General features: G+C 56.2%; 7 protein-coding genes and 1 pseudogene. 5 read left to right on the top strand and 3 right to left on the bottom strand.

Annotation, left to right across the window (positions count from 1 at the left end):
* Positions 1–6: 6 nt before the first annotated feature.
* The 5 genes from HMPREF3016_RS02805 (at position 7) to HMPREF3016_RS02785 (ending at position 10,251) form a co-directional block, all read left to right on the top strand.
* Positions 7–258: a hypothetical protein gene (locus tag HMPREF3016_RS02805; RefSeq protein WP_070740021.1), complete on the top strand. Its 252-nt coding sequence runs from the start codon at positions 7–9 to the stop codon at positions 256–258.
* Between the two features lie 108 nt (positions 259–366).
* Positions 367–1,011 (top strand): hypothetical protein, encoded by a 645-nt coding sequence (locus HMPREF3016_RS02800; protein ID WP_070740018.1) that lies wholly within the window; start codon positions 367–369, stop codon positions 1,009–1,011.
* A gap of 566 nt (positions 1,012–1,577) precedes the next feature.
* Positions 1,578–1,862, top strand: a complete 285-nt coding sequence (locus tag HMPREF3016_RS02795) for a pyrophosphorylase (RefSeq protein ID WP_070740015.1) — start codon at positions 1,578–1,580, stop codon at positions 1,860–1,862.
* Between the two features lie 212 nt (positions 1,863–2,074).
* On the top strand, positions 2,075–9,343 hold the full coding sequence (locus HMPREF3016_RS02790; RefSeq protein WP_246828432.1) for a DUF6531 domain-containing protein: 7,269 nt from the start codon (positions 2,075–2,077) through the stop codon (positions 9,341–9,343).
* Between the two features lie 236 nt (positions 9,344–9,579).
* A complete protein-coding gene (locus HMPREF3016_RS02785) occupies positions 9,580–10,251 on the top strand; it encodes a hypothetical protein (RefSeq protein ID WP_070740012.1) in 672 nt (223 codons plus the stop codon).
* 79 nt (positions 10,252–10,330) lie between these two features.
* Here HMPREF3016_RS02785 and HMPREF3016_RS02780 read toward each other — a convergent pair whose 3' ends face one another.
* The 3 genes and pseudogenes from HMPREF3016_RS02780 to HMPREF3016_RS02770 all read right to left on the bottom strand — a co-directional run.
* On the bottom strand, positions 10,331–14,662 hold the full coding sequence (locus HMPREF3016_RS02780; protein WP_070740009.1) for an FtsK/SpoIIIE domain-containing protein: 4,332 nt from the start codon (positions 14,660–14,662) through the stop codon (positions 10,331–10,333).
* A gap of 79 nt (positions 14,663–14,741) precedes the next feature.
* The gene (locus HMPREF3016_RS02775; RefSeq protein WP_070740006.1) at positions 14,742–16,097 is read right to left on the bottom strand and encodes an ABC transporter substrate-binding protein; all 1,356 of its coding nucleotides are present in this window, start codon (positions 16,095–16,097) and stop codon (positions 14,742–14,744) included.
* 1 nt (position 16,098) lies between these two features.
* Positions 16,099–17,172: pseudogene (locus HMPREF3016_RS02770) on the bottom strand (1,4-beta-xylanase); the annotation flags it as partial.

The following is a 17,172-nucleotide window of genomic DNA, read 5'->3' as shown; positions in this document are numbered from 1 at the left end:
ACTTTAGTGGATCTTGATGTTCTTCTCTATAAATGGTTCCTCATGATTCTAGGGGGAATCATCGCTGTGGGATCTTTTGTATTCATGATACTGATGGTTCTTGCGGGTATTTGGATAGGCGCAGCTCTGATGCTGTTTTGTTCTCTAATGGGTGCGGGTACCTTCTATACCGGTTGGGATACAGGCCGGAACCGACCGGAAGAGCAAGAACCTGAAGACCAAGAAACCACTGATGCAGAGCATCATGAAGAATCATAACTAGCGTCTAATATTGGTGAGGGATATGGTCATGTAATTCTGCGTGAGTGTATCCTCTGCTGCTTTCTGCCAGCGATAAAAAGTGTAGTGTAATGAGGGGTAGTGAGTATGGGTTCTGCGTTCTACGGTCTGCTCGGCGGGTTCCTCGTGAACATCATGCCCGGGGCCAAACGCAAACAAGGACTAGAAACCCTAAATGTAGAGCAGCATCGCCCACCGATTGCCTATATCATCAGCTACGGGATACTCTTCATCGCGTTCATTGGACTGCCCATCTATTTCTGGGTTAGAAATAGTTATGATCCGGTGGGTCAATATCTTATTTCTGTGGTGATGGTCAGTCCTGCCGGTTTTATTTTTGTGGCTCATTGTCACAACTACTACCACTGTTTCACGGAATCTGGGATCCGCTGGCGTAACTGGCGACGGAAAGTCCGGTACTTCGACTACCACAGCATCTACAAAGTCACCTATGAACAAACCAGTAAGAACGGGTGGGTGAAGATCAGAAGCACCCAACTGCCCAAGCACATCAAGTTGGGGTTTGATACGAATCAGTTCGATGCAACCATTCTTTATGCCCAACTACAGTACCGCCTGGAGATGGGACATTGGGTCCAGCAGTGGGAGGATGAACGATTCCAACAAATCCTCTCCGGTAGGCCGGGGGTACGGTTTTTACAGGATCATGCTTGGGTTAAACCCCTCGAAATCCCCCGTGAGTCCGACCAGACTTTCGAGAGTAAAAGTTAACTTAAGTACGGCAAGTCCTGCCCTAACGGGGTTGTTGGCTAGTCTTGCTACTAAGAAGGCACTTCGCTCAAGCGCACCATGATTCAACATCGCAGGAGTCCGTCTATGCTCCTATACCAGGTGCCACAACGTGCAACGCTGGTACGGCCTCTATCACCATAATGTCGTAGCAGACCATGACGATTTGGTGCATCCGACAATAATAGTAAAACTATATAAAAATATATTACATATTTATAATAATTAGATATATATAATTTATTAGCAAATAATATTTGAAAATTTTACATTTATATATTACCGAGAACGCTGTAATGTTACGACACGTAGGAAAATTTATGCATGCAAAGGTTTTAGCGTGCCCAAAAATAATGAACGCTGATTCTTATCTTGTAATTCATGATAATAACTATGTTCAACTATATATTTGAACATAGCTTTATTTAAATAACAATTTAATAACAAGGCTTTAATATCCTTGACCCTCACTAAAAAGCAAACATAAACTACCCAGTAGAGTTCCCGCCGCACAGAGGCGGAACCCAACCACGTGAAAGGAAACGCCCATGAGCGATCGCGTCCTTAGTTCCCAAGCCGCCAAAGATGCCATCCAGAAAATTCAGAGCATCATCAACGGTGGACTCACCGAGCAGATCAACGCTCTCAATAACGAAGGCCAGCAGCTTTCTGATCCCAATAACTGGGACGGTCCTCTAGCGTCTACCTTCCGTAATGAGACTTGGCCTCACACTCACCAGTCCCTGCAGAAAGCATCTCAGGATCTTACTGAGTTGAACAAGCAGCTGCAGAAGATCGCTACCGACATCTTCCAAGCAGGCGGCGGCGCATAAGACACAGAAAACAACCAAGTTTTCACACACCCACATACACAAAGCTTCCCCTGGTACAGACGTATACACCCGTCTCATAGCCGGGGGAAGCTTTATATCCCATGAAACTTTGCAGAAAATCTGCATAAGTACATTCTTTATTTCTTTTCTACTGTTAAACTCACTCACTCTTCACCGATACAAAAATATTCTTTTGAGACGAGGTTTTTGCCATGCCTATTCCCTCACCGATACCCAGTTCAAGCTCACCGAGTTATTGGATATCGCCCGATGACCCACATACCCCTTCCTCTGGCACTACCTCGCAGTCATCACCAATCGTGGGAGACCACCATAAAGTCAGTGATACATTCCAAAACCAACATTCTCATGCCTCGGGCACGATTTCTGGTGATGCCTCCGGAGGGTCTGCAAACGGAAACGTGCAGCAAGATACCTTCGCGCCTTCAGGCCAGCACAGCCCAGATCTAGCACAGCAAGAACCCTGGGCAAACCAGCCTCAGCATACTTTCCCGAACCCGCAGCAGGGCTCCGATGCATCAACAACAGCGAGCAGCCCTATAACCAGCGAAGGTTCTGGTGGAACGGCGTCACAGTCTTCACCTATTGTAGGTTCTCACCCTGACTCTGCCGCACCACCAACCGCGAGCAACGCCGTTTATGGGGGCAGCGGTACTCCTATTGAGGAAACATCAGGCAACGCCGCGCCGCAGAGTTCTGCCAGTGCGCCCGTCTCCACAGGAAGCACAAGTTCTGCTGGAGGCGACTCCGGGGGATTTCAGGGAAGTGGCTCTTCAAGTTCCTTTGACGATTCTTCGTCCACTCAAGGGTATTCTGGAGATTTCCAAGGGAGCGGGTCCTCAAGCTCCTTTGACGGCTCTTCCTCTTCAACAGAGGGATATCCCCAATCTAGCGGAGACGCTTCCGGTTCAGCCCCGCTTTCCGGTTTCAATGGGGCTGGAGCCAGCATAGGTGCCGCCACTGCGGCAGGAGCTGCTGGAGGAGCATCAAATCAGGATCTCCAGTGCCATGCAGGTGACCCGGCGCCTACTACCGCGCAGAATGCTGGGGGCACCCCCACTGCAAATGGTGATGCCACAATGCACGTTAAAGAAAAAGTGCAGTTCAGTGATGCTGACTCCGACACACTTCGCAGCGCCCTCGACGCGGCAGCGGAGCATTTAGAAACGCAACAAAGCAAGCGAACCGGTGATTTTTATACCGCAACAACAAATTTCACCGGTAAATATTCAGAAGACTTCGCGACCATTCATAACCAACTCAAAACCAACGCCACGAATGTCGCTAGTATGCTGCGTTATGCGGCGAAACTCGTAGACTACGTCAAAGAGTGTGCGCACGTTGAGAACCGTAACTGCGATAAGGCACGCGAATGGGACGATAAGAGCTGGTGGCAGGGAGTTCAAGACTGGTGGAACGACAAAGATTCACCTGACTACGAGAAAAACCCTGACAAGCCGGCAGCTCCCGCTGCTCCTGCTACCACAGCTGATACTCCCACAACCTCCGTAATCATCGGCAATGGTGAAGGTATGTCTTCAGCTATGCCAGAAAATCTAAAGACATACACAGATAACGCTACAACCTGTGAATCTGACGCAACCGGTAAATATAATGCCATTACCAATGCTCTTGCTGCATACCAAGGTTCCTGCAAACACGGCCAATTAGACATTAGCGCTACCGTCAGTAGCCTTAACACCTGGATTCAGCAAAGCCAACAAGTTACAACATGGCTATCAGGGGTCGCTCAAGATTTCCGGGATGCAGGAGCACGCTCTGGAAACCCAGTCCCACTTTCTAACGCTTACCTCGATCAACAGATGCAGGCGCGTGGGCAAGGGAAACCCAATATTCAGCCCATTGAGGTTAACTACGCCGAGGTTTCTGGTGAGGTGCCGTCGTCCGGGTTTGCGAATGATCCGGTGAACGTGGCAACAGGTAACTTTATCGAGCCGGAAACCGACCTTATCTTTGCTGGGACGGTGAGTGAGTCTACGCTGTCCCTAACGCGTATGTATAACAGTCTGGCGGTCACCCATGCGGATGAGGTACCGTCGGGCGTGTTCGGGCTTGGCTGGTTCTCGACCTTGGATACCCACCTGAGCTTTGGGGACGAGCAGGCCTCGTGGTTTATGCCTGACGGGCGTGAAGTACTCTTTGATCGGGAAGGCGAAGGGTTCGCCCGCGCCGCCCGGGAGCCGTGGTGGCTGACGAAGGTTCCCGCCACGGATGAACTGTTTACCCGGGTGCGCGATGCGCAGGTGCACGCCTACGAGCAGGCTAAAGTCACGGGTGGTTCTGCTGTGGTTCCTGAGGTTCCGTTTGTGTGGATGGCGCACAATAACCAGCACGAGGCGTATTTCTATGCGCCCTCTGGTGCGCCGGTGGCGCGCCGACAGGGGCACCTGAGCAGCCTGACAGTGTTTATTCTGGCTGAGGATGGTACCGTGACGGATCTGGTGCATCCGGTGGCGCATCGCGGTATTCATGTGAACTATGAGCCTGCCGAGGAAACCGGTGGTGTGCGCCCGGCGGCGGCATTCACATACAACGCCATTGGTGAGCGTGCCGGAGAGCCGGTGCAGAACGTTGCCTATTCCTATACCGAAGCTGCTGAATCCAGTGCCTCGGTGCAGGTATCTGGTTTGCTCACCGGAGTAACGACCGGTACCGGAACGCGTACGTATACGCATACGGAGCGGGGTTTGATTCACCGGGTGATTAACTCGCGCGGCGATCTTGAGGTCACGAACACCTACGATGATTCCGGTCGTGTGATCGCGCAGATCAGCGAGTACGGGCGGGATATTTCTTATACATATACTCCCTCACTGACCACGATTATTGCCGATGCTGGTACCGGTGAGAATGAGAACCTGTGGGTCTCCGACTCGAAAGGTCGCCTGGTAAGCATCACGGCGACTGACGGTACGCGCATGTCGATGAGCTATGACCGGTTCAGCAACCGGATCAGCATTACCGAGCGTGACGGATCGCGCTTGGTGCGCACCTCCGATGCGCGTGGCCATATTAAGCGTGAGCGTACCCCTGAGGGTGCCGATTACACGTACATCTGGGATGAGCAGGATCGGCTGCTCTCGGTAAGTGTGCGTGATGCTCGAGATGTGAAAAACCTCAGCGATCCTATGCCGGTGAACTCGTACCACTACGAGGAAAGCTCCTTAGTAGTGAATCCGAACCCGGTAGCTGTTCTTGATGGTGCCGGGGAAGCCACAACGTGGGAGTATTCTCCCGAGGGCGATATCCTGAAGATTACCGATCCGACCGGCGTGTTTACGGCTTTTGAGTACGATGAACACCACGATATTGTGGCGATGCTCAACCCTGCCGGTGAGGCAATCCGTTTCACGCGCGATGCCGCCGGGCAGGTCACAAGCGTCTCGAACCCGCTGGGGGCTACCACCACGCTTGAATACAATGCCGCTGGTGTTCTGACAAGTTTCACGAACCCGCTGGGGGCACGCTGGACGCTCACCTACCCGCAGCAGCCGGTCGGCGACGGTGCGCCATATATGGTGCGTGCACATCAGCAGGGCGGCCAAGCCCGTGATGCCTCAGTCGGTGCTCTGCCTGAGGCCGTTACCGACCCGGCGGGAAATACCACCGCATTCACCTATACAGCCGGTGGGGATATCGCGACCGTCACGAACGCGGTCGGGGGCACAACCCGGCATGAGTACGATACTTTCGGGAACCTGGTGAAGATGATCACCGCCGGGAACCGGGTGTGGGAGTACTCGTGGGATGGCCTGTCCCAGTTGGTCGGTCTGACCGATCCTACCGGTGCCATCACGCAGTTCGAGTATGATCGCGCCGGGGAAATTACTCAGGTTACCGACGCGACGGGAGTTATTTCGCATCGGTCAATCGAACGGCATGAGGGTGTTGAGTCCGTTACCGGTACCGGTGAAGGTCTTTTCTCGTCGGCGTTCTTCAAAGTGGATGTGCTCGGGCGCGTGACCGAAATCAGCCAGCAGGATGGTGCCTCCACCACATCTGCGTCCTCCTCACACGGTGCTTCTGGGGTGCCTACGGGAGCTGGTGCTGCCGGTGCGGGGGTTGCCGGTACTGCTGGGACGGGCATCCCGCATGGAGTATCCTCTTCTGTTGAGTCCATCGCCGCTGCTGAGACTGCCGGTGCCCCCTCACAGCCAACAGGTCGGCAGATGTTTACGTATGATGCTGCTGGGAATATCGTTGAAGCCCTGGACGCCAATGGTGGGCTCACGCAGTATGTGCGCGACGCCGCCGGACGTGTCACCCGCATTATCAGTCCTGCAGGTCGTTTTATCGCCTACACCTACGATACCTGCGGTCGTCTTGTCACCGAGAGCGTGGGGCTCAATGAGCCTGTGCGGGTGACCGATCCCGTCACCGGGGCGTCCTCGTGGGAGGAACCAACCCGGTGGGCTGTAACGACGCTGGTGTATGATGCTGCCTCGCAGGTGATCGAGCGGCATACCCCCGACGGGCTTGTGGAAAAGATGACTTATGATGCCGCTGGGCGTCTAACCAAGGTTCAAGCAGGCCGCCGCGTTGCCACCTATGCGTGGGATGCGTGCAACCAGCTGGTGCGGGTGCAGGATTCCACTTTTGGTACCCGCCGCTACTCCTATAATGAGCTCGGTCAGCTGGTGCGGGTTACCGACGGGTTGGGAAATAGGACATTCTTCGTCTACGACGCGGACGGGCTGCTGACTTCGGTGACGGATCCGACTGGGGCTATCACCGAGTACGAGTACGATGCCGCCGGGCGCATCCTTGAGGTTGCGAAGAAGCCTCACCCGGACAGCACCGTTACGGCTCCGGCTATCCGCACCACCTATACGTGGGATGCCGCCGGGCGCCTGCTGTCTGAGGATGACGGGGTTCGTACCCGCTCCTTCGAGTACGATGCCCGCACGGGGGATCTGACCCGCACGCTCATCGACGGCTCCTTAGCTGCTGAGTACGGCACGGGTACACCCGCGCTGCCGGGATCGACGATCACGTGGATGAAGGATCACACCGGGGATGCTCCGGTGACGTACCGGCGTGTCTTTGATGCCACCGGGAACCTGGTCGAGTACACCCGCCAGGTCGATGGGACCGAGAATACCAGTGAGCCTGGTACGGCTGAGGCCCTGGAGACGTTCACCAGTACAGACTCGTATACGCTCACCTATGCGTATGATGCCGATGGGTTCCGCACGATGATGCTCACCCCCTACGGGTCTTCCCAGTGGGTGCTTGATGGTGCCGGACACCCGATCCGCTCAATCAACACCGCCTCAATCGCTGACCCTGGCGTGCGTGAGCGCGAGTCGGTCATTGGGGAATTCTCCTACGATGTGATGGGGCACCTGGTGCGTGCTCAGATCGGTGAGACGATCTCGACCTGGGATTTCGATCAGGACGGGTTGGTGTCCTCCTATGAACACACCAGCGAGCAGGGTGATGAAAACACTGCTGAGGGTGTGCAGGTGATCCGGGATCATACCGGTCGGATTATCGGGCTTGATTCCACTGCGACCGGGTTGGTGATGTACTCCTACGACGAGGCCGGACAGCTGACCGGTGCTCGCGCTGACGGGTATGAACTCACCTGGGTGTATGAGGATGGACTCATGGTTGCCGAGCGCCTCTATCACCATGGCACCGCCGAGGATGAGACCACTCAGGGCAGGGCTCTGCTTGGTGAGCGTCAGTTCATCTATAACGGGCTCAACCAGCTGCTGCACTGCACCACGATTGAACGACCTTACACGGTGGGTGAGGGTGTTTCTGCCGCGTGGGTGAGTACCGAAGTGTCCTACACCTATAACGCAGCCGGGCAACGCACCGGGCAGAAAAGCGTCACCTCGGATGGTGTTATCCAAGAACGCAGCTACACCTGGGGTATTACCGGTGCTCTGACTACCGTCAGCGATACAACTACCGACGCTCTCGGTGCCGAGGTTCCAGGGCTGTGCTCACGTCTTCGGATACACGCCGACGCTACCGGGGTTGCCACCGCGATCACTGGTAACGATCAGGTGACGGTGCCACTGCTGTGGGATCCGATCTCCTCTGCCCCGCATCTGCTGGGGGCCGGAGCCATCCCGGCTGCCGGCGCTGATGGCGGGTTCTCTCAGGCGGGAGTACCGGGCGGGTTTGACCCCTGGAGCGTCCCCGGGGTACCCAACACCGGGGTCGGTTTTGGTGCCCTAAGCGCCCCCGGCTTAGGAACCATAAGTGCTACCGGTGCTGCTGCGCCGCAGACCCAAGGTCTGCCCAGCGCGCTCGGCGCTCCTGGTATTTCGGGTGCGTCCGCGCTGCTTACCAGCGTGGGACTGCCAGAAGGTGTATCATTCACCGGCTCCGGCACGCTCGCGGTGGGCGGGCTTGCGCTGATGGGCGCACGAGTGTTTGACCCCTCGTCGAAAAAATTCCTCTCCCAAGACCCGCTGCCGCCCATCGTGGGTGCAGGCTGGTTCGCGGACTCGTACTCTTTCCTGGGTCATGATCCTATCGGCATGATCGACCCCTGGGGAACACAACCCGTCAGCCAGAACGAGTTCAAAAAATACACCCGCGAACAACGCATGGAAAACTGGAAAACGGCACTCACTGTGGTTGCCACCGTTGCGACTGTCGCTAGTATCTTCGTGACAGGTCCTGTAGGTCTCATAGCTCTTGGCGCTTTAGCTGGGGCAGCTGGTGGAGCCGCAAGCTCCATGAAGATGAAAGCAGATGGTAGCGGTATTGACTGGGGGGCAGCAGGTAAGGGCGCTCTTAAGGGAGGCGTTACCGGTGCCCTAACAGCTGGGGCAGGGAAGGTTTTCACCGGCGCCAGGGTGGAGGCCATGGCTTCAAAACTGGTTCCCAGCGGCTCAGTTAATGCAGTAACTAAATTCGCTGGCTCGAAATACGCCCCTGGAATTCTTAACGGAGGTCTAAGCGGCGGCGTACAAAACGTGACAGACTACGTGACCAACTCTAATGGGAATTGGACGGTCAAGGGAGCGCTGGCAACGGGAACTTCTGGCATGGTGAGTGGAGCCGCTACAGCTGGTTTACAGGAAAAGTTTAAAGGTGATGTTGTTAAACGAATGCCATATCTTGGTAACACCGAGAATTCGTACACACGTGCCGCGCTAAAAGTTGGTGTGGAGGAAGTAGGAACTCGCGCATCCAACATGGTGACTAAACCTTTCGACCAGATCGTTCAGGATAAAGTTAAAAGCGACGCCGCAGGAAACCATTACGGTGGAAGCGATGCCCAGAAGAGCTGGTCCGGCAGCGTTCAAAAGACTGCTACCGATTTTAGTTGGAAGGATGGTGCTTCTTTGGCTAAGAACACTCATGACGAAGCAACCAAAAATCCCCCAGCAACTTCACATCGTGCAGAAGGCTACCCGACCACCGGATATAAAGATGCCGAAACCTCAAATACTCCACGGCATCAGAAGAAGTAGATGGTCCTAAGCACCGTGCAGAGGGTCCAGCTAAATAGAGGAAAGGTACCTTACTCACGTGGTCTAACCCGTTACCGGTTCTAAGTTAGTTTCCTGGGATATTCGTTCGTAAGGTACGAATTCCATGTATAGAGTTTTCGGTCTGTATATACCCTGTATTGTGGGTGTGTACAGACCGAAAACTTAAGGTGGTTGTGATGCTTCGTGGTCGCCCCGTATGTATGAGATAAAAAATAATGTCTGCATTCCTAATATATTTCATCTGCTCATTCCTCTTTATCATCTTCTACATCACCCGGGACGAAATACGCCGCGCCCGGGACAAACGCAGCGGAGCCCTCGTCAAAAGGCTCCCCCGCTCCGAGCCCTGGGTCTGGAGCATCTACATCCCAGTGTTCACCGGAATGAGTATATACATGCTCACCCATCTTGCAGAATTCCAAACAATCCTTGTGGTTTTTTCTGTTGGGGCCGTCCTTTTCGGTTTGATTGGTATGTACTACTACGAAACCAAATACCTCAGGTTCAACCCCGACAACACCATCACCTACCGAGGACTCACCGGAAAACTCCGCACCACCCCCATCACCGCCATCAACGAATACCAATACACCCCAGAATCCAACCGTCCCGACAACGACGGCACCAACCCCGACAGCATCTGGCTCTGGAACGACAAAGGCTACACCATCGCCGCCTACTCCCCACGCGGCATGAAAGAATACACCATCCCCGCACACCTATACTTCCGCTGCACCCAAGACCGCTGGGCAGACCCCAACAACCCCCAAGACATGCAAGAAATCACCTGGGCCATCGAACACTACCCCCGCGTCATCGACTTCCTCACCGCAAACCCCCGCATCACCGGCATGGCCACAGGAAACATAGAACCAAAACTCAACTAGGCACATGCTGACCAATACAGAAAAGATCCCTCACGATAACACATATCGTGAGGGATCTTTTCTGAGAAAACGCTCTGCGCTACGATGCCATCTTTGACTGAATTTCAAGGTCGTCGGGGCATACCGTCTGTGCCAGCGCAAGGGCTCCTCCCACCGCCACATAACCGCGACCCGTGGTAAGTGCCACCGGGGAACGCCGCGGCAGGTTCAGCGAGAACATATCGCCGTCGTAGTCAATGTGCGGCTGCAAAAGCACACCGGTCCGCGACTTACGTACCGCCTTCGTCCAGTGCGAATACATGGTACGCAAATCACCAGGCTTGCCCGCTGCAATAATGCGTATATACGGAGATTCCGCCTTGATAATATTGGCGATGCCCTCTTCAGCGTCTTCAATGCGCTCTGCATCGTCAATCAACAGGAGCACCGGCTCCTCGATAATCTCCAATTCGGCAGCAAGCGAAGCAATATCCTGGGCGGTGGTTGCCTTCCGATCAAAATCACGATGCGCCAGCGGCGAGCGCCTGGTACACATAACCCATACTTGGGCGTTCGTTTCGCCGCGGTCGCGCTGTTTCATGACGGAGTCAGCGATAGCCTGAAGCAGGGTTGATTTGCCGGAACGCGGTGACCCGCCGATGAGCGCGTGTTCGCCTTCGTAGAGTTCCAGTGCAACAGGCTTGAGGTTGTGCTCGGCGATACCCACCGGAATAATCCAGTTTTCGCCGCCGATGGAGGGTTCAACGCCCAGCTGTGATAGGCGCACGAGAGAGGGCAGCTGTCCGATAACATCGGGTTTATCGACCGTGCCCCAGCGCTGCACGACTTGCTGAACGGCGTCTTCGAGGCTCATCTGCGGGTGTGCAACCTGGATCTGCCTGATGCTTACGCTGTCGACGCATCGTCCGGGAACCGATGCGGGAATGTCCGGTCCCTTGATCTTGTAGTTGGAGTAGTCGTAGGAATCGGAGAGGTGGAAGAGCCAGCGCTGCTGGGTTACATCATCAACGGCGGAGGGAATGCCTTTGAGACGGCTTGTTGCCATAATGATGTGCATGCCCAGCGCCTGGCCGTCTGCGTAAACGCGGTGGAACGCACCCAGGTAGTCGGTTCCGGTATAGTCCATGAATTCGTCGCGCAGGGTACCGTAGCCATCTACAAGGATAATGAGGTCACGGTTACCGCGCGGATTGGAGCGGCGGCGATCCAATTCGTTCATGAGGTGCCGCAGGAACCTTGTTTGCCTTTCTTTAGAGCCTTCGCCGGGGCCTACATAGGCGCTCACATGCGGCAGGTCTTTCAAGGGTGCTAAGGTTCCTGCACCCATGTCAAGGATGAGCATGTCGAGCTGATCCGGGGGCGTGTTGAGGCATAGGGTGAACGCCATGGAGGCTAACCCGGTACTGGTGCCGCTGCCGGGGGTTCCGACCAGGAGCATATTACTTACCTGGATATTCCATCCGGCAGGTACCTGAACCTGGTCTTCGGGTATATCGGCAAGACCGAAGAAGACGGTGCTGCCCTGAACGGTTCCCACGATCGGAGTATCACTATCTGCGGGTGCGGGTTCGTCAATTCCGTAGAGGGGTTTATCGAATCCGTTCAGCGGCAGGTTATCACCGAGCGCTTCGGGCCAGACTTTGCGCGGCGGGGCATAGTGCTGCTCGTGGTTGGCTTCGACGATGGCGTCGATCAGGTTGTCGAGGTCATTCGCATCGGTCTTCTTCGGTTTCGGCAGTGCACGCGGTGCCGACGGAATGCCGAAAACGCTTGTCGACCGCATTTCGATGGGGTCGCGTTCGACGACACCGCTGAACCCGGTTACCAGCGCGGTCTGAATGGGGGTGATGTCGGTTTGCCCCAGTTTTATGTAGGCGCGGCCCATCTGCGAGCGCTCGATGGATGCGGCGTCCGGCACCTCAATTACGTTGGAGGAGTCTTCTTTGGACTGCACGCGCAGCGCAACACGCAGGTTGGTGTTCGCCAGGATGTCATTGTTCACCACGCCGGCAGGTCGCTGGGTTGCCAGGATCATGTGCACACCGAGGGTACGGCCCACGGCACCGATACTCACGAGTGAGGTGAGCACGTCAGGGAAATCTTTGGCGAGCATGGCGAACTCGTCAATGACGAGAAGCAGGCGCGGCATGGGCTCTGGCGGGTTGGTGGCGTGGTATTCGATGATGTTGTCGACGCCTTCCCCCACGGAGGCGAAGAGCCGCTGCCGCCTCTCCATTTCGGCTTCGAGACTGATCAGCGCACGGTTTGCGAGCTGTTCATCGAGGTTACTGATGGTGCCGATGGTGTGCGGCAGCCGTTCACAGGCTTTGAACGCCGCACCGCCCTTGAAGTCGATCAGAATAAAGTTGAGGCGCGTGGGGTCGTTATGGGCCGCCAGACCGGCGACGAGGGATCGCAGGAATTCACTCTTACCCGAACCCGTGGTACCGCCGACGAGACCGTGCGGACCGTCTTTGACGAGGTCGAGGGTGTATACGCCTTGGTCGCCAACGCCGATTTCGGTGCTGTATCCGGTGGATTTCTGCCAGGTGTTAATAATCTTTTGGGCGGTGGGCGGCGTGCCGATGCCGGTGAGTTCGGGCAGGCGCACCAGCCCGGGCAGACCCGCACCGGGGATGATGAGTTCGGGATCGTCGAATTCTGCGAGCATTCGCGCCAGTTTTGTGACGTAGTCAAGGTCGATGCCGCCGATAATAACGTCGTTGACGGTACGGCGTTTTTCGGGTTCGTAGAAGGTTGCGGCGGCGTCTTCATCCACTGTAACAACTACGGTACAGGAGGCGGGAAGCTGCTCTTCGGACGAGGCAATCACAATGCCGAACACTTTATGCACTACTTTATCGCGGCTGGACTGGAGGTGCGGGTTTTCACCCCGACCGTACCCTAAGAGTTTACGGGCTGGGGCATCACGGCCTTCAGTGAGTACCTCAGAGTCGATCACCAGCATCAGGCCGGGGGTTAGTAACCCGTCGATGCTTTGCTGCAGGTTTTTGAGCATAGCGTTGGAGTGCTCGTAATCCTGCGAAATCCATCGGCCACCCGTGGAAGATCCGCTCTGTCGGGTATGCGGCAGCCACGAGGTCCACGACCATTCGTCTTCTTTTCCGCGGTCGAAGAAGACGCCTAGGGTGAGGTCTGCGGGCCCGCAGTGGGTCACGGACTGCATCACGAGGCTGCGCGCTAGGGCGAGGGCACCTTCCCTATCACCCACGATGCCGATAACACCGGCGTCGGTCAGGTCGGCGACCATGGGGGCTCCCATGAGCTTGGATGAGTCGAGAAGAGTTTTAATTTCTTTCTCGGGTTCCTGGCTTGAGGTCAAATCGTTCTTGGGAATCCAGGCGTAGTTGCCGTACCCCACATGCAGCGTCATAAAGTCAGAGGCTTTAAAGCGACGCTGCCATACTTCCACGCTGGGAAGTTCGATGCGCCGCGCCACGCTGGCAGGGTCGGGTGCGAGTTCCTGCAGACGCAGACGCTCATAGTCGTAGATGTCGTCGAACTTGGTTTTAACCTTGTCGAGTTCTTTCTCGAACCGGTTTTCTTCTTCTCGCTTCTCACGTTTGAAGCGCATTTTCTGTTCCAGCCACATGCCGATAGCCGCTACCGGGCTGAGCAGCGCGAAAAGCGCGTAACGGATTTCGCGCATCATGGCGACCATGGCACCGGCGAAAATCAGTGGCGCAAGTACCGTGGCGATACTGAATTTTGAGGGTTTAGTAACGTTCTTCCGCTTCGGTATTTTGACGGTATCTGATTCGGGCATAAGAGCCGCGCGCGGCGGACGGTTGAAGGGTGCCGTGCGGCTGGGGGTCAGGTTGGGAAGCGACCCTGCGCGCGGTGCCAGGGTTTCAGTGAGCTGCGGGCGCACAAGCAGTGCCACTCCCCCGGCGTAGATGACGGCTTCGTCGTCTACTTCTACCCCATCTTCGCCCAGTTTTGCGCCGTTCACAAAGGTTCCGTTGGTGGATCCCGAGTCTTTGATGAGTACCCCGTTGTCGGTCTGGGTGGCGGTGAAGTGTTCCCAGGATGCGCTCTCGGTTTCCAGCACTACATCGGCTTGGGGTGAACGCCCCGCCACAAGGGCGCGACCGCTTGGCAGGGGCAGGATGCGCCCCGCATGCAACCCACCCGCGACGGTGATGGACCATCCGTGAATGGGTTCGGCAACCGGCGTGGGGGCGTATCCGATGGTGCTGCCTTCGAGCAGCACGACGGTATCCATCGTGGTGTCACCGGTGACAGGCTGGGAGTCTACATAGAGCGGGTCGTCAGCGGCTATCTCTGGGCCGCCCGCCGTGTAGACGATCTGCCGCAGCGTGGTGTTCTCCTGCCACGAATCGAGTTCGATACTTTTCTGAAAAGATTCGAGGGATATTTGGATTCGCATACTGTTCCTTTGACGATCTCACAGCCCTGTACAAGACGGCATCTTATATTCTTTATTTGGAATATATACTAGTCAATCGCTATTCATTGTAGGTTTCCGTTCTAGTTCCACGCTCTGCAAACCAGACGATGCGCGGTTCCTGATCGTTGCTCGGCTCGGGCCGCAGCCCCAGACTCTGCTCCGTGGCATGGAGTGTCTGCACGGACGCAGTCGTTGGGTTTTCATGAGTGAAATCGAGCGCGTCGCCCGCAATCGCCTGAGCGGCATCGAGCCTCATGCTTTCCAGCACGCGAGTGACCGCCTCCGGCTTGCGTTCGTGCACCTTATCGATCGCATAGGCGAACGCCAGCACCGCGTTGTGGGAGCGCGCATCCGCATAGGGGGCGGCGGATTTGAAGGCTTGGTCATCCTGCAGGGTCATGTAGGATGAATCCTGACCCATAACACGCACCGCTTCGAGGAAGGCGGCGAGCCCCCGCCCGGGGTCATCGGACTGCAAAGCCAAAGAGTCTGACATGTTGTACCCGACGGTCGTCAGGTTTGCCGAGACCGTGCCACCCTCAGCCACAAGGGTTCGCGCGAAAATGGGCGATACGGCTTGCGGGCTCAAAAGAATCTGAGTCGTCACCCCGGCGTATTGCAGCTCTTTGACGATTTTGGCCTGGCGAATTGCCGAGCCCGAAACGAAGATATTCGCCGAAGTCCCGTAGCTCTGGGACTCTTTCTTGACGTCTTGCGCCAGCTCACGCACATCGGTATCGCGGTCGTACGCATGCTTGGCGGCAACCTGCGGAATCTTCACCTCAGTATCCTTAGGTGCTATCACAATGCTCTGGGTACTCGGCTGCGAAGCCTGCACATACGCCTGCGAAAGCTGCTCGGGGTTGGGGGCCAGGCTCCAGACTCCGCGCCCGGTATCTACGCTGTCGTAGACCTCAATCACCGGGATGCTGCTCTCACGTGCCGCACTCGTCGCACCCTTAATATGCTCACCCGAGGAAGAAATAATAATCCCCTGAACGCCCTCAGATTTGAGTTTTTCGACGGCATCACGAGCCCCGTCAGGGGTTCCCTTATCGTTAGCGACCGTCAGCTGAACGGGGGTTTTACCAAGATCCAGACGATGCGCGGCCACCGCAGCACCCTGGGCAGGGAGCACCCATTCGGAGCCTTCCGCATCCTCGCCGTAGGTCATAATAATCCCGATCTTGGCGTCGCGATTATTGTTGTTCGGCAGCGTAATTTCCTGCGGAACAACGGGGGCTATCGCCTCGGTATCACCGGGTGCGCGCAGGGGCCGAATATCCGGTCGCAGCAGATGAGCTGCCACCACGATAACCAACAACAAGACCCCCAGAAGGGCACCCCAGCCAATGATGGTCAGGGGTACCCTTCGGGAGGTTTGTTCTTCCTCAAGCTGAGGCTCTGGGGTCACGCTACATGTCCCCAATGTGGAAGGTGTAAACCACCTTCACTTCGGCCTTACCACCGTCAGGCAGGTGGAAGGAGGGCAGGGACTTGAGCTTCTCCAAGGACGCCTTGAACTGTGCCTGCCGCAGCTGCACGGCCGCAATATCCTCGGCACGAACGCTGGTGTAACCCTGCGCGTTCTGCGAGGCAAGCGCCAGCTGGAAGTCGGCGGCGCCAGCTTTCGCGGCGTTCGTCTTCAACGCGCCCAGCAGACCCGAACCATCGACTCGGCTATCGCCCAAATCGAGGATAACCTTGTTGAGGTCGTCGGCAAGAAGCACGGATGCACCCGCCAGGTCGCGGCTGGCGTTTCCGGTGCGCGCATCCAGCTGCTCCAGGGAGCTCTGGGTGACCCCGTCCAAGGATGCCTTGAGGTTCTCAACCTTACCGGCGATGTCACGGCGCTGCGCCTCCAGAGAGTTACCGGCATCGCGCACGATTACATTCGAAGCTTCCGCCAGCCCGTAGATCGAGCTGGTGAAGGAATTCTGAATGGAATCGGCACCTGCCGACCCCTGAGCCGATACCTGGCGGATCTCCTGCGAAATCAGGTTGTTGATGTTCTTACTGGTTTCGTCAGCAGAGTCCTTGAATGCATTCTTGAGAGCTTCCGAAAGTTCGGAGTGCTGGTTGGAAAGTTCATCCAGATTCTTACCCAATTCGTCGGATGCGCTGGTCAGCGACTTGAGCTTTTCATCCAGGGAGTTCGGGTCGTTCTGGCGATCATCACGATCACGGTTTTGGTCGTCACCTTCGCCCGCATATGCCTTCTCAACCGAGCTGAGCGCGGAGTCCAGGGAGTTCACCTGGTCGGAGAATCCCTTGGCGTTCTGCGCCAGAGGGGTGGTCGGGTTCTGCAGGTCGGTTTCCTTGATAACCTCGTCCCAAGCACGTGCCTGGTTGTTCAGGCGCTCGTCCATAGCCTGCCCGTAACCTTCGGGTGCCTGGAGCTTGTCGGCAGCAAATCGGTGTGCCGCCGGGACTACGGGGGTGCCGCCCTGGTTAGCGTTGTTCCCGTTTTGGTTATTGTTCGGGGTGTT

Source organism: Rothia sp. HMSC065D02 (genome assembly GCF_001815285.1).
Lineage (GTDB): Bacteria > Actinomycetota > Actinomycetes > Actinomycetales > Micrococcaceae > Rothia > Rothia dentocariosa.
The sequence above is the reverse complement of the archived record's forward strand: the minus strand, read 5'-3'. Positions and strand labels throughout refer to the sequence as shown.